Below are 16,140 nucleotides of genomic sequence, written 5' to 3'. Positions count from 1 at the left end.
ATCAATAAAGTGAATGGAATTAACATTCTCGCGTTGTTAGCATGCTGTTAACATTATAGAATCCACTTCAATCACTAACAGAATGATTGAAAGGCGTACTGGATCTACGTTATTGGGCAATACTTCAAGGAAGGCAGATAGCTGGAAGTAAGTGTTTTTTTGAAAACTTTAAGTTATCATCAAAATTACATTACCTGTATGTTATGTTTTTGCCTAGAATTTATTCTATTAGCACAGTTTCGTCACAAATTTAGGTACCGCCAAATGCAAACCCCGCAGATTCTTATCGTTGAAGATGAGCAAGTAACTCGTAACACTCTAAAGAGTATTTTTGAAGCAGAGGGATATGCTGTTTTTGAGGCTAGCGACGGTGAAGAGATGCACCAAGTGCTATCTGACAACCAAGTTAACCTTGTAATTATGGACATCAACCTTCCTGGTAAGAATGGCCTACTACTTGCGCGTGAACTACGTGAGCAAGAAAATGTAGCGCTTATGTTCTTAACGGGTCGTGATAATGAAGTTGATAAGATCCTTGGCCTAGAGATCGGCGCTGATGACTACATCACTAAGCCTTTCAACCCTCGTGAACTGACTATTCGTGCACGTAACCTTCTTAACCGTTCAATGAGCACAAGCTCTGTTCAAGAAGAAAAACGTAGCGTTGAGAAGTACGAGTTCAACGGTTGGGTACTAGACATCAACAGTCGCTCTCTGGTTAGCCCAGATGGCGAAGGCTACAAGCTACCTCGTTCAGAGTTCCGTGCTCTACTTCACTTCTGTGAGAACCCAGGTAAGATCCAAACACGTGCAGACCTTCTTAAGAAGATGACCGGCCGTGAGCTTAAGCCGCACGATCGTACTGTAGACGTAACAATCCGTCGTATTCGTAAGCACTTTGAATCAGTTTCTGGTACGCCAGAAATCATCGCAACGATTCACGGTGAAGGCTACCGTTTTTGTGGTGACCTAGAAGACTAATTCGATTCGCGTTTCTAGTCGTTTAGCATTTAGTGTTTTTAACAGTAGAGGCGCAATCAATAGTTATTAAAAAGGGAGAATGCCAACGCATTCTCCCTTTTTTATTGTTCATTGTTCGCTAAGGTTTTAGTAAACCGTATCAACCTTAACGTCTTTCTCCACCAGCCACTTCACCGTTTCACCATCTTTCAGTTCAACCGCAACATCAACAGGCTTGCCACTGTCGATCTCTAGCTGCCATATAAAAGCGACTTCCCATTGAGTTTCACTGTGCGTTCTTAAATCAAGATCGTCAGCTGTCACCAATAGAGTATCTGCACCCTGCTTGACCGTAACACTCTCAACCGCAAGTGTTGCTGGCAGTTCTGAAGTCGATTCTAGGTAAATGGCACCATGGAGAGTCTTATCTTGAGTCTCTCCAATCGTCGGCATCTTGTTCAACCAAAGGTTGCTTTTCATTGTGACTGTCGCTGCAGATACTTCTACTTGGTTACCTTGCTGCCATTCTACTTGTGGTGCAGAACAACCCGCTAATGCCACAACGCATGCGGCGAATGCTAATTTTTTCATTATTCTTCTACCTTTGGTTTAACCAACTTTTTAGGACTTCAATGTCATTCTGGTATTCATTATTAATCTCATCGACCCAATCTGAAATATTATCCCACCAAGCAGGCATATCTGGAGACTGAGCTTTCTGAGCAACTTGCTGTATGCGTTTCAAACCAATAGAACCTGCCGCGCCTTTGATCTTGTGCGCCTCAGAAACGATACTGGCTTGGTCTTTCGCGACCATGTTGGAATTCAATATTTCCATATACTCCGGCATCATATCTTCAAACATCGCGATGCTATCCAAAACCGGTTTCGGTCCAACAATGTCAACATAAGACTCTAGCATATCAATATCAAGCAAAGTGGTATCAATCGAAGAAACAACCGGCTTAATAACCTCTACTTTTTTTATCACTTCAGATTTGTTCTCAATAAATTTGGATATCACGTCTTGGATGGCTTTCACCGATAGTGGTTTGCTGATCGCTTCATCCATTCCTTTTTGCAGATACTCTTGTTTATTATTTAAAACATTGGCCGTTAAGGCGACTAAAGGCGGCAGCTTGCTGTATTTCTCTCGATAGTACTGAGCAATATCGAAGCCTGTCATATCTGGCAGTTGGATATCCAGCAACACCAAATCATAGTCTTCTGGATGGAAAACGATTTGTGCCTCTTGCCCTGTCATCACCACCGTGACTTCATGACCTAAGCTTTCAAGCAGAGAACGAGCGACCGTAATGTTGAGTTCAATATCTTCGACCATGAAGATCTTAAGGTTCGACTGCTTTCTTGGCGTCTTAATCAGCGCCTGAGTATCGTGATTCACCGGCACACGAATAGAAACCGTAAAGGTACTGCCGAAGCCCTCTTCACTGGTAACGTCAATATCGCCGTCCATCATATTAATCAGCTGCTTCGATACCGCAAGACCAATACCTGTGCCCACCGCATGCAGATTGTCAGAGCCAGACTTCACCTGATAGTACATCGCGAAAATTTTATCGACTTCGCTTTCAGGTATACCGATTCCCGTATCTTCGACTTCCATTGTGATGTTGGCAAAGTCGCCATCAATGTCGGCGCTGACTGTCATTACCACACCACCATCTTTGGTGAACTTCATGGCATTACTGACCAAGTTCCACAGCACTTGTCTTAGGCGTGTGCCATCAACTTTAACTGAGGTTGGCAAATCCGATAACCTTTCCAGATCGAATCGCAAGCCTTTCTGTTCTGCCATCAGAGCGGAGATGCTTTCCATCTCGGCAACGAAATCTTCGAAGTTGATCGGGGTTGGGAGCAACTCTAGTTTACGGCGATCAAACTTATCCATATCGATAATATCGTTAAAGATATTACCCAGCGTCACCGCACTCACCTTAATGGTTTGCATGTGTTTACGCTGTTCAGTGGTCAACTGGCTATCCAACAACATGCGGCTCAAGCCGATGATGCCATTGAGTGGTGTTCTTAGTTCATGACTAATCGTTGAGATAAAAGTGGTCTTGTCGCGACTGGCTTTCTCTAGTGATTCTTGGTGCTCTCTACGTTCCGTAATATCGCGACCAAAACCCACTAAGCCCAGGTGGCGGCCATCTTTACTGTAGAAAGGCACTTTACGTAGCTCGAAGTAGCTCTTACGACCATCAGGGTATTCCAACCATTGGTCATAGGTCAGTGCCTGATTGTCGGCAAAAACCTTCTTATCGGTTTCAATAACCTGTTGAGCGATCTCTTTGCTATAAACATCCCAAGGAGTTAAGCCCACCAAGTCTTTCTCAGTTTTTCCCGTCAACTCTTCAACCGCACGGTTACAACCTGAGAAAACACCATCTTCATTACGATAATAAATCAGGTCGGGAGAGGCATCGATAAATGAGCGCAGCAGTGCGGTGCGTTCAGCCAATTCAAGCTGAGTACGTTCACGTTGAAACACCTCGTTCTCAAGGTCTTGCATCGCTTCAGCACGTGCTTCCTCTGCTTTTTCACGCTCTTCAATTTCTTGATTCAACTTTTCAATATTAAGCTGGAGTTTGTTATTGAGCTCTTGGTCACGCTCACGCATGTCGCCAAGTTTAGAGACTAACTTAGCCAACCTTTGACGAGATTCTTCAAGTTGATCAACAACCACAGAAAGAAAATAAACCGCCCAAGGGGTAATCACCAGACCAAAGAAAACCGAACGGACAATGTCGATATCATCAACATTACCTTTAAGTGCAAGGGTAATACCCACTTGCACAACAACAGCAAGGGCAACAAGCGCTAGGGCGAGTAAGATAGAAAAGCGGACAATCCCCAGTTTTACGAGTAGATCAACGTAATACTGGGCAAGATTTTTCATGGGTTTCATTTAGCGCTCCATGCGATAAGACTAGTAATATTCTACCCTGTTTAAAGAGAGGAGGTAAGCTAGCTACATCACACGCAGCAAGAGAGCTACCGTTATATTGTTTAAAACAGATAAGTGGGATAAATAGAGGGGCAGCAAGAGATAAATGCGCTTATCGAATTGAGGAAGGATGTACCATCGAACGGTTTATACCGTCGTATTTAGCTTGATACAACGCACTATCAGCCAAGGCAACCGCAGAATCCATTTCATCATTCGGTGTCGGAATATAAGAGATGATACCGATACTTACTGTCACGAGTTCAGAAACTGCCGAGTCTTCATGTTCGATATCGAGCTTTTGCAGTTTGTAAGCCGAGCTCCAGCCAGATATCGTCCCCTTTATCAACATAACCAGCCAACAATTCCAAAACTGAATCAGGCACACAGTCAGGTCTTGTACCAACACAGAGCCCCACGATATCGGCGCCCGGTGCTTTTAGCGCTTCTTCATACATACTCTTGAGCACTTGCACCTCAGCATAAGTGCTCGTGTAAGCCTGAAAATAAGCCAGAGACTTCTTGGCACGAGCAATTTCATCCGCTCGATCTTTTAACTGGTCGGCAATACTTTGAACCTGAGTCTGCTCATCGGCAAAAGACACCACGTTACAAAAAGTGCAGCCTCCGCGACCAATGGTTCCGTCGCAGTTTTGGCAGCTAAAGCCACCGTACAGTGTCAGTTTGTGAACCTTTTCGCCATAACGGCGATGAAGGTCTTGGCCGATAGTATTAACCAACTCGTGTAATTTCATATTTTGAAAGTGCTCAAGTAAATAAGAATGAATATCAGTCTATTTCTGAAAAAAAATTACACCCCTGCAAAATTCAACCAATTAGTTTACTCAAGGCCTTTTGCGAGCAATCTATCAAATATCAATAAACATGCAAAAAATCGGCTCTATTTGCCTAATGCTGCACATTTGTTAGACATTAAATTCAAAATAAAACGAAAAAAATGGTCTACATGAGTCAACTTTCATTGCAATTCGCCTAGACAAAATTGTAGGATACTTACACATATTGGCTATTTTTGTTTATTTACTTACAACAAAAACTTGTTAATAAATCGGTGATATCCATATCCCACCTATATAATCCACTAGTTTGTGGCTAAAAATAAACGGATATCACCAAGGATTGTTTTTCTCGCAATACTTTTCCTGCGAGATACGGAAAGGATTCAAACCGCCAGCATAGGCAGGTTTAGACCCATAAATATAAAAGGACAAGGCTAACTTTATACAAATAAGTTGCGCCTAGATTTAACTGGAAGGATGTATCTATGGTAGATCAAGAGCAGAACTCACAGGGTCTGTATACTCCTGAACTGGAGCATGACGCTTGTGGTATCGGTTTTGTTGCGCATCTAAAGAATCGCAAATCTCATGATGTAGTAACTCAAGCACTCAATATGCTTGCCCGTATGGAACACCGTGGCGGCCAAGGCTGTGATCCGTGTTCTGGTGATGGTGCAGGTATCCTGCTACAGAAGCCGCACGAATTCTTACTAGAAGAAGCCGTTAAGCTTGGAATTAAACTGCCATCTTTTGAAAAATATGGTGTTGGTGTTGTACTTTTCCCTAAAGATGAACACAAACGTGCACAGTGTCGCGATATTTTAGAGCGCAATGCACAACGCCTTGAGTTAGAAGTTATCGGCTACCGTGAACTTCCAACTGACAATTCAATGATTGGTGCTGACCCACTTAGCACTGAACCTCAATTTGAACACGTATTTATCTCTGGCGGCCCTGGTACGACACCAGAAGAGCTTGAACGCAAGCTGTATGTTCTGCGTAACTATACGGTTCGTGTATGCCTAGAAAGCGTGTCAAACATTGGTGATGACTTCTACATCAACTCTATGTCTTACAAGACATTGGTGTACAAAGGTCAGCTAACAACAGAACAAGTTCCTCAGTACTTCCTAGATCTGCAAAACCCAACCATGGTGACAGCTCTAGCACTTGTACACTCTCGTTTTTCTACCAATACATTCCCACGTTGGCGTTTAGCTCAGCCTTTCCGTTATATCGCGCATAATGGCGAAATCAATACGGTTCGCGGCAATCTGAACTGGATGAAAGCACGTGAAGCAATCCTAGAATCGGATCTATTTACACAAGCTGAAATCGACATGCTGCTTCCTATCTGTCAGGAAGGTAGCTCGGACTCATCAAACTTCGATATGGCGCTTGAGCTACTTGTTCTTTCAGGTCGTACTCTGCCACATGCGTTGATGATGATGATCCCGGAAGCATGGCAAGAAAACAAAAACATGGACCCAACTCGTCGCGCGTTCTACCAGTACCACGCAAACGTAATGGAACCATGGGATGGCCCAGCATCTGTATGTTTCACCGATGGTGTTCAAGTAGGTGCGACACTTGACCGTAACGGTCTACGTCCTTCTCGCTACACAGTAACGAAAGACGACTTCCTAGTGATGGCGTCTGAGTCTGGTGTTGTTGAGATTGCACCTGAAAACGTTGAGTACCGTGGTCGTCTACAGCCTGGTCGTATCTTCGTTGCTGACCTTGAGCAAGGCCGCATCATTTCTGATGAAGAAGTGAAAGATAGTATTGCTAAAGCACAACCTTACGAAAAGTGGGTTGAAGAGAACCTTCTGAGCCTGAAAAAGCTACCGGATGCGAGCAACGAATTTAGCCAACCTTCTCCAGAGAAACTTCTCCACAAACAACAATCGTTTGGTGTAAGCTCTGAAGAAGTTAACGAAATCATTTTACCTCTTGCGAAAACGGGCTACGAGCCACTTTCTGCAATGGGTGCTGACTGGCCGCTAGCGATTCTTTCTCACCAATCGCAGCACCTTTCAAACTACTTCAAACAGTTGTTTGCACAAGTAACTAACCCGCCGATCGACCCGATTCGTGAGCGTATGGTTATGTCTCTGAACACTTACCTAGGTAAAGATCAGAACCTACTTGCTGAAACACCTGAACACTGTCAAAAAGTAGAGCTTGAGTCTCCTGTACTTTCTAACTCAGAGCTAGAAAAACTGCGTGCAATCGATAACGAGCACCTTCAAGCGAAGACGCTGGATATCGTATTCCAAGCAAATGGCGACCAGGGTAAGTTAGAGCGCGCACTTAAGCGTATCTGCCAATACGCGGAAGACGCGGTGATTGATGGTTACTCTATCATCCTACTGACAGACCGTGCGGTTAACTCTAACCACGCTGCTATTCCAGCAATGCTGGCCGTTGGTGCGGTTCACCACCACCTAATCCGTAAAGGCCTACGTGCTAAGTGTGACATCGTTGTTGAAACGGGCGACGCTCGTGAGACACACCACTTTGCAACGCTTATAGGTTACGGTGCGAACGCAGTTAACCCATACCTAGTTATCGAAACGATTGTTGAACTGCAACGTACCAAGAAACTAGATCCAAACGTACATCCACGTGAGTTATTCGATAACTACCGTAAAGGTGTTAACGGCGGTCTACTGAAAATCTTCTCGAAGATGGGTATCTCTACGCTGCAGTCTTATCACGGTGCTCAAATCTTTGAAGCTCTTGGTATCAGCAAATCAGTGGTTGAAAAATACTTCACAGGTACGGTTTCTCGTATCCAAGGTCTAACGATCGATGATATCGCACGCGAAGTCCTAGTTCGTCACCGTGTTGGTTACCCAGCTCGTGAAATCCCAGCACAGATTCTTGATGTTGGTGGTGTTTACCAGTGGAAACAACGTGGTGAGAAACACTTATTCAACCCAGAGACAATTTCTCTACTTCAAGAATCGACGCGTAACAAAGATTACGGTCAATTCAAAAAGTACGCGAACGCCGTGGATGCTCAAGGCGACAACGCAGCAACACTGCGTAGCCAACTTGATTTCATCAAAAACCCAGCAGGCTCTATTCCTCTAGCAGAAGTAGAACCTATTGAAAAAATCCTTAAACGTTTCGCAACGGGTGCAATGAGCTTTGGTTCAATCTCACATGAGGCTCACTCAACACTGGCTGTTGCAATGAACCGCATTGGCGCGAAATCAAACTCAGGTGAAGGTGGTGAAGATCCAGCACGTTTCGAACGCAAAGAAAACGGTGACTGGGAACGTTCAGCAATCAAACAGGTGGCTTCTGGTCGCTTTGGTGTAACGTCTTACTACCTATCTAACGCTGATGAGCTGCAAATCAAGATGGCTCAAGGTGCGAAACCTGGCGAAGGTGGTCAACTACCGGGTGATAAGGTTGATGATTGGATCGGTGCAACACGTCACTCGACCCCTGGCGTCGGTCTTATTTCTCCGCCGCCACACCACGATATCTACTCAATCGAAGATTTGGCTCAGCTAATCTACGACCTGAAAAATGCGAATCGTAATGGCCGTGTCAACGTGAAGCTCGTATCAGAAGCTGGCGTAGGTACGATTGCATCAGGTGTAGCGAAAGCGAAAGCTGACGTCGTACTTATCGCAGGTTTTGATGGTGGTACGGGTGCATCTCCGATGTCTTCTATCCGTCACACCGGTCTGCCTTGGGAGCTGGGTCTAGCGGAAACTCACCAAACACTACTGAAAAACGGCCTACGTAACCGTATCGTGGTTCAATCTGATGGTCAGATGAAAACACCACGTGACCTTGCAGTCGCTACCTTACTTGGCGCTGAAGAATGGGGCGTAGCAACCGCTGCTCTAGTTGTTGAAGGCTGTATCATGATGCGTAAGTGTCACAAGAATACATGTCCTGTTGGCATCGCAACACAGAACAAAACTCTTCGTGAGCGTTTCGACGGCCGCGTAGAAGACGTAGTAACGTTCTTCCAATACATGGCTGAAGGTCTACGTGAAGTAATGGCTGAACTTGGCTTCCGTTCTATCGACGAAATGGTTGGTCAATCGCACAAACTTAAAGTTCGTGATGACATCGGTCACTGGAAGTACAAGAACCTAGATCTAACACCGGTACTGCACATTGAGCAGGCTCGTGCAGAAGATGGTATCTACAACCAGACAACACAAAATCATAATCTTGAAGACGTTCTAGACCGTAAGTTGATTCAGGCTGCAATCCCAGCGCTTGAGAAAGGTGAAGCGGTTACCTCTCAGTTCCCTATCATCAACACGGACCGTTCAGCAGGCACGATGCTGTCTAACGAAATCTCGAAGGTTTACAAAGACCAAGGTTTACCACAGCCAATGAACGTTAAGTTCCACGGTAGTGCAGGTCAATCGTTCGGAGCATTCCTTGCTAAAGGCGTTAAGTTCGAAGTAGAAGGCGACGCGAACGATTACTGGGGTAAAGGTCTGTCTGGCGGTACGTTGGTACTATACCCAGATGCGAAATCTACTATCGTTGCGGAAGATAATATCGTGGTGGGTAACGTATGTTTCTACGGTGCAACCTCAGGTGAATCTTTCATTCGCGGTATGGCTGGCGAACGTTTCTGTGTTCGTAACTCTGGTGCGAAGGTTGTTGTTGAGGGTGTTGGTGACCACGGTTGTGAATACATGACAGGTGGCGCGGCAATTATCCTTGGTTCAACAGGCCGTAACTTTGCTGCAGGCATGAGTGGTGGTGTCGCTTATGTTTGGGATAAAGCCGGCGACTTCGAAACCAAGCTCAACGCAGAACTTGTCGACCTAGATCCAATTGAACAAGAAGATAAAGATCTTCTACTAGATATGCTAACTAAGCATGTTGAATTCACAGGAAGTGAAGTTGCTCAGTCTTTCCTAGATAACTTTGAAGCAAGTGTTGCATCACTGATTAAAGTAATGCCACGTGACTACAAAGCGGTTCTTCAAAAGCGTAAAGCTGAAGCACAACAGGCACAAACGGAAGAAGTGGAGGCAGTATAATGGGTAAGCCTACTGGATTTTTAGAACACGGTCGTGAGCTTCCAAAGAAGCTCGACCCGTCAGTTCGAATTGAAGACAACAAAGAGTTCGTACTTAACGAAAAGTTTGGTGAAAAGATCAATACTCAAGCCTCTCGTTGTATGGACTGTGGCGTACCTTTCTGTCACAGCGGTTGTCCGATTGGTAACATCATCCCAGAATTCAATGATGCGGTTTACCGTGACAGCTGGGAAGAAGCTTGGAACATTCTAAGCTCTACCAATAACTTCCCTGAATTTACAGGTCGCGTGTGCCCTGCTCCTTGTGAAAGTGCTTGTGTTCTTGGTATCAACCAAGACCCAATCACTATCTGTAATATCGAGAAAACAATTGTAGAAACTGCGTACCGTGAAGGGTACGCAAAACCTAAAATACCTCGTTCACGTACAGGAAAAACAGTAGCAGTTATCGGTTCAGGTCCTGCTGGTCTAGCCGCTGCTGAGCAACTAAACAGTGCCGGTCACTCTGTGACGGTATTTGAGCGTGACGAGAAAGTGGGTGGCCTACTGCGTTTCGGTATCCCAGATTTCAAACTGGGTATGGACGTGATTGATCGTAAGATCAACCTAATGGCTGAAGCTGGCGTTGAGTTTAAAGTAAACCAACACATCGGTGTTGATGTTAATGCTCAACAGCTACGCCAAGAGTTTGATGTGGTATTGCTAACCGGCGGTTCTACGGTTCCACGTGACTTGCCAATTCCAGGCCGTGAGTTGAAAGGCGTTCACTTTGCCATGGAATTCCTTGCTCAAAACAACCGCCGTGCCAACGATTTAGACCTTAAAACAGAAGAGCTTCACGCTAAAGATAAGCACATTGTGGTTATCGGTGGTGGTGATACGGGTTCTGACTGTGTGGGTACATCAAACCGTCATAAAGCAGCAAGCATTACTCAGGTTGAGATCATGCCGATCCCACCAGAGCAACGCCCTGCCAATATGCCTTGGCCTCAATACCCAATGATCATGAAGACCACCACTTCTCACGAAGAAGGTTGTGAACGTCATTGGAACATCCTGACTAAAGAGTTCATCTCTGACGATAACGAAAATGTAACCGGACTTCGCATTGCTGACATCGTTTGGCAAGATGCGAAACCAGGTGAACGTCCGGGTTTTGATGAAGTAGCAAACTCTGAACGTGTTATCCCTTGTGACATGGCATTCCTAGCAATGGGCTTCTTACACCCAGAGCCAACAGGTGTACCGGCACAGCTAGACATTAAACTGGACGAGCGCGGTAACGTAGCTTCAGAAGGTTATGCGACGAACCAGAAAGGCGTTTTCGTTGCTGGTGATATGCGTACTGGCCAGTCTCTGGTTGTACGCTGTATTAATGAAGGTCGTGAATGTGCAATTGCCGTTGATGACTTCTTAATGGGTAACTCAAACTTAGAAGCGAAAGCTGATTCACTCATGCTTTCCGCATAATATTTCTCGGGCTAGTGTCGTTGACGTTAGCCTAGGGAAAAAGCAACACCCTTCCTAACTTTTATATTTGGCTAGCACTCGATGCTAGCCTTTTTTCTATCTGGCCTTCCACTCTTTCTTAATCACTCCTGCTACACATGTTAAATCTCGTTAACATCCAGCTTTTATATCTCATTGATCTTCATCGACTATTTTAGGTTATTACGTGGCTAATCGCGTTTACACATGATAATTAACCATGAACTTGACCTTAAACACAATTAGCTATACGTTGTAAAGCTGATGAAAATAAAACCAATCGGTTTTGTTAACACCACCAATAACGTTTTAGCTAGCTAAAAACAAACTATAAGTTCATAAAAATAACAAGTACATGAATAGTTAGTCATTTACTGTCTGGATGACAGCGAAGCAAAAGGGAGAATTGCAATGGCTCTATATGATCCTAGTCTTGAAAAAGACAACTGTGGATTTGGTTTAATAGCGCAAATGGAAGGCCAACCTAGTCATAAGTTGGTGCGAACTGCTATTTCAGCCCTCGATCGCATGACACACCGTGGGGGTATCGCCGCGGATGGTAAAACCGGGGATGGCTGTGGCTTATTGCTACAGAAGCCAGACTCTTATCTCAGAATTATTGCTGAAGAGAATAACTTCAAGCTCGGCAAGCAATACGCTGTCGGCATGATTTTCTTCAGCCAAGATCCAATCAAAGCACAATCGGCGCAAGACATCGTCAATAAAGAGCTCGCTCAAGAGACTTTAACCGTGGCTGGCTGGCGTGTCGTGCCCACCAACACCGACGTATTAGGTCCAATCGCCAAAGATTCTGTTCCCAATATTCAGCAAGTGTTTATCTCCGCTCCCGCTGGTTGGCGTGAACGCGATATCGAACGACGCCTATACATTGCTCGTCGCCGAATTGAAAAGCAGCTCACCGAAGACAAAGATTTTTATATTTGTAGCCTTTCAACACAAGTCATGGTCTACAAAGGCTTGTGTATGCCGGCCGATCTCCCGCGATTTTACCTCGATCTTGCTGACTTACGTATGGAATCAGCTATATGTCTGTTCCACCAGCGTTTCTCGACCAACACACAGCCGCGTTGGCCATTGGCTCAACCATTCCGCTATTTGGCGCACAATGGTGAGATCAATACCATTGAAGGCAACCGTCAGTGGGCCAAGGCTCGCGCCTATAAGTTCTCCTCACCGCTGCTGCCCGATTTACAAACGGCCGCACCTTTTGTGAATGAGACAGGATCAGACTCCTCAAGCTTAGACAACATGCTCGATCTGTTCCTTGCTGGTGGTATGGATGTATTCCGAGCGATGCGTATGCTTGTGCCGCCCGCTTGGCAAAACCACCCAGACATGGATCCTGAGCTTCGTGCCTTTTACGATTTCAACTCCAAGCATATGGAACCATGGGATGGCCCTGCGGGTATCGTACTGTCTGACGGCCGTTATGCTGCATGTAACCTTGACAGAAACGGCTTACGCCCTGCTCGCTATGTCATCACCAAAGACAACCTAATCACCTTGGCATCCGAAGTTGGTATCTGGAATTATGCACCAGACGAAGTGGCAGAGAAAGGACGCGTCGGACCTGGTGAATTACTCGTTATTGATACTCGTCGCGGTAAGCTATGGCAATCGAACGAGATCGACAATGATCTTAAAGGCCGTCACCCATATAAAGAGTGGATGGATAAGAACGTTCACAAATTAACACCGTTTTCCGCACTAGCAGATGACCAAGTCGGTAAACGTAATTTTGATGATGACACCCTAAAGACCTATCAAAAACAGTTTGCGATGAGCAACGAAGAGTCAGACCAAGTACTGCGTGTCCTCGGTGACATGGGACAAGAAGCCGTCGGTTCTATGGGCGATGATACGCCAATGGCAGTGCTGTCTTCTAAAGAACGCCTAATCACCGACTATTTCCGTCAGAAGTTTGCTCAAGTAACCAATCCACCGATTGACCCTTTGCGTGAAAAACACGTTATGTCTTTAGCCACCAGTATCGGCCAAGAGATGAATGTGTTCTGTGAAACCGATGGGCATGCTTACCGTGTGACGTTTGATTCACCCGTTCTGCTTTATTCTGATATGCAGCAACTTCTGCAATTAAATCAAAAGCATTACGGTCATGCGATTCTTAGCATGCACTATGATCCAGCAGAAAAAGATCTCGAACAAGCAATCAACGACTTGTGTGATCGTGCGGTTAAAGAAGTACGCGACGGCGCTGTTTTAGTTGTGCTTTCTGACAAAGGTTTAGAGAAAGGTAAGCTACCAGTCCCAGCAGCCATGGCGGTCGGTGCGGTGCAAACTCGACTTGCAGACACCAACCTGCGTTGTGATGCTAACATCGTAGTTGAAACAGCAACCGCACGTGACCCACATCAATTTGCCGTACTGCTTGGCTTCGGTGCTACCGCGGTTTACCCATATCTCGCTTATGAAGCTCTGGGTAAGATGTTGGACGATGGTTCATTAGATAAAGACTATCGCACTGCATTGCAAAATTACCAGAACGGCATCAACAAAGGTCTGTATAAGATCATGTCAAAGATGGGTATCTCGACAATTGCTTCGTATCGCTGCTCGCAGTTATTTGAGGCGGTCGGTTTACATACCGATGTCGTTGACTTGTGTTTCCGTGGCGTAACGACTCGTATCCAAGGCGCTAGCTTTAGTGACTTCCAACAAGATATCTATAACCTATCTCGTAAAGCATGGACTAAACGTAAACCACTGGAACATGGTGGCTTACTCAAATACGTACATGGCGGCGAATACCACGCCTATAACCCAGACGTAGTCAGTACCTTGCAAACCGCCGTAAAGACAGGTGAAACATCCGACTACCAATCTTTTGCGAAGCAAGTTAATGCTCGTCCTGCTGCTATGCTGCGCGACTTAATGAGCCTCAAAAAAGCCGATCAACCTCTGCCTCTAGAGCAAGTAGAGCCGAGTAGCGATCTCTTTAAGCGCTTTGACTCCGCGGCCATGTCGATTGGTGCCTTGAGCCCCGAAGCTCACGAAGCACTAGCCATGGCGATGAACCGCTTAGGTGGTTATTCCAACTCTGGTGAAGGTGGTGAAGATCCACGACGCTTCGGTACTGATCGTAACTCGCGCATCAAGCAGATAGCTTCTGGTCGTTTTGGCGTGACGCCACATTACTTAACCAATGCGGATGTTCTACAAATCAAGGTCGCGCAAGGTGCGAAGCCAGGAGAAGGCGGTCAGCTGCCGGGTCATAAAGTCACAGCAGAAATAGCCAAGCTGAGATACTCAGTTCAAGGCGTGACTCTGATCTCTCCTCCTCCACATCACGATATCTATTCTATTGAGGATCTGGCGCAGCTCATTTTCGACCTCAAACAAGTTAACCCTAAAGCCTTGGTTTCAGTGAAGTTAGTATCTGAACCGGGTGTAGGCACCATTGCCACAGGTGTAGCGAAAGCTTATGCCGACTTGATTACGATCTCCGGTTACGACGGTGGGACCGCAGCAAGCCCACTGACCTCGGTGAAATACGCAGGTTGTCCTTGGGAGCTTGGCTTAGCCGAAACTCAACAAGCACTCGTCGCCAATGGGCTTCGTCATAAAATTCGCCTGCAAGTCGATGGTGGTTTAAAAACCGGCCTAGATGTTATCAAAGGCGCAATTTTAGGTGCTGAAAGCTTTGGCTTTGGTACCGCACCAATGGTCGCAATGGGTTGTAAATTCTTACGAATCTGCCACCTCAATAACTGTGCAACAGGCGTCGCGACTCAAGATGAGACATTGCGCCGCGAATACTTCAAAGGGCTACCAGACATGGTGGTGAACTACTTTACAGGCTTAGCCGATGAAGTTCGCCAACACCTTGCAGAGCTTGGTGTAGAAAAACTCACAGACCTAATTGGACGCACAGATTTACTGGAGGCTGTTGAAGGCCTAACTGCAAAACAGAGTAAATTGGATCTCTCATCAATACTGGAAGCTCCGGTATCACCAGAGGGTCACCCTCTGTATTGGACCGAACCAAACGCGCCATTTGATAAGGCTCAGCTCAACCAGCAGATTCTAGACGATGCACTCGATGCGATTGAGAAAAGACAATCCACCAGCCTCTACTACAACGTTATTAATACAGACCGTTCGATAGGAGCACGTATCTCTGGCGAAATTGCTAAGCGATATGGCAACCAAGGCATGGCAGGTTCACCAATCAAATTGTATCTCGATGGTACTGCAGGCCAATCTTTCGCTGTTTGGAACGCAGGTGGCGTTGAGCTGCACCTAACAGGCGATGCCAATGACTATGTTGGCAAAGGCATGGCTGGCGGTAAGGTAGTTATCAAACCTCACCAAGGCACTGCATTTACTTGTAACGAAGCGACCATCATAGGTAACACCTGCTTGTATGGGTCAACCGGAGGCAAGTTGTTTGCCGCAGGTACGGCGGGCGAACGATTTGGCGTACGTAACTCAGGCACGGTTGCCGTAATTGAGGGTGCGGGGGATAACGCTTGTGAATACATGACGGGCGGTATTGTTGCCATTCTTGGCGCAACTGGCGTCAACTTCGGTGCAGGTATGACCGGAGGCTTCGCTTATGTCATGGATAAGAACGAAGACTTCCAAGGCCGAGTGAACAACGAGTCAGTTGAGGCGCTTTCTTTATCTGACTTATATATCCACCAAGAACATCTGCGTGGCTTAATTGCTGAGCACTTAGAAGAAACAGGCTCAGTACACGCTGAAGCTATTCTGGCGAACTTTGATGAATGGATTCCAAAGTTCTATCTAGTGAAACCAAAGACGGCGGATCTAAACACCTTGCTCGGTCACCAAAGCCGCAGCTCAGCTGAACTTCGTGTTCAAGCGCAATAATTGGAAGGAGCCAA

General features: G+C 45.8%; 6 protein-coding genes and 2 pseudogenes. 4 read left to right on the top strand and 4 right to left on the bottom strand.

All coding sequences use genetic code 11. The features are described 5' to 3' along the window. The first annotated feature begins 264 nt into the window (after window positions 1–264). Window positions 265–981, top strand: a complete 717-nt coding sequence (gene arcA / locus ACMAZD_RS03135; RefSeq protein ID WP_435248537.1) for a two-component system response regulator ArcA — start codon at window positions 265–267, stop codon at window positions 979–981. Between the two features lie 126 nt (window positions 982–1,107). Here the strand turns inward: arcA and ACMAZD_RS03130 are convergent, their stop codons facing one another. From ACMAZD_RS03130 to ACMAZD_RS03115, 4 genes and pseudogenes are all read right to left on the bottom strand, one after another. Then, the gene (locus ACMAZD_RS03130; protein ID WP_435248536.1) at window positions 1,108–1,551 is read right to left on the bottom strand and encodes a hypothetical protein; all 444 of its coding nucleotides are present in this window, start codon (window positions 1,549–1,551) and stop codon (window positions 1,108–1,110) included. Between the two features lie 7 nt (window positions 1,552–1,558). Continuing rightward, complete coding sequence (gene arcB / locus ACMAZD_RS03125) at window positions 1,559–3,892, bottom strand: aerobic respiration two-component sensor histidine kinase ArcB (RefSeq protein ID WP_435248535.1); 2,334 nt, start codon at window positions 3,890–3,892, stop codon at window positions 1,559–1,561. Between the two features lie 151 nt (window positions 3,893–4,043). Then, window positions 4,044–4,232, bottom strand: a pseudogene (locus ACMAZD_RS03120) (diguanylate cyclase domain-containing protein); the annotation flags it as partial. A gap of 1 nt (window position 4,233) precedes the next feature. Beyond that, window positions 4,234–4,686 (bottom strand): annotated as a pseudogene (locus ACMAZD_RS03115) (TIGR01212 family radical SAM protein); the annotation flags it as partial. 530 nt (window positions 4,687–5,216) lie between these two features. Here ACMAZD_RS03115 and gltB (ACMAZD_RS03110) point away from each other — a divergent pair. The 3 genes from gltB (ACMAZD_RS03110) to gltB (ACMAZD_RS03100) all read left to right on the top strand — a co-directional run bounded on the left by gltB (ACMAZD_RS03110) (window position 5,217) and on the right by gltB (ACMAZD_RS03100) (window position 16,126). After that, the gene (gene gltB, locus ACMAZD_RS03110) at window positions 5,217–9,764 is read left to right on the top strand and encodes a glutamate synthase large subunit (protein ID WP_435248534.1); all 4,548 of its coding nucleotides are present in this window, start codon (window positions 5,217–5,219) and stop codon (window positions 9,762–9,764) included. Continuing rightward, a complete protein-coding gene (locus ACMAZD_RS03105) occupies window positions 9,764–11,233 on the top strand; it encodes a glutamate synthase subunit beta (protein WP_435248533.1) in 1,470 nt (489 codons plus the stop codon). Before gltB (ACMAZD_RS03110) ends, ACMAZD_RS03105 begins: the two co-directional genes overlap by 1 nt. A 429-nt stretch (window positions 11,234–11,662) precedes the next feature. After that, complete coding sequence (gene gltB / locus ACMAZD_RS03100) at window positions 11,663–16,126, top strand: glutamate synthase large subunit (RefSeq protein WP_435248532.1); 4,464 nt, start codon at window positions 11,663–11,665, stop codon at window positions 16,124–16,126. Window positions 16,127–16,140: the final 14 nt, after the last annotated feature.

Origin of the sequence: Vibrio sp. nBUS_14, from assembly GCF_051201655.1 — a bacterium.
Taxonomy (GTDB): Bacteria; Pseudomonadota; Gammaproteobacteria; order Enterobacterales; family Vibrionaceae; genus Vibrio.
This window is presented reverse-complemented; position numbering and strand designations above follow the sequence as displayed.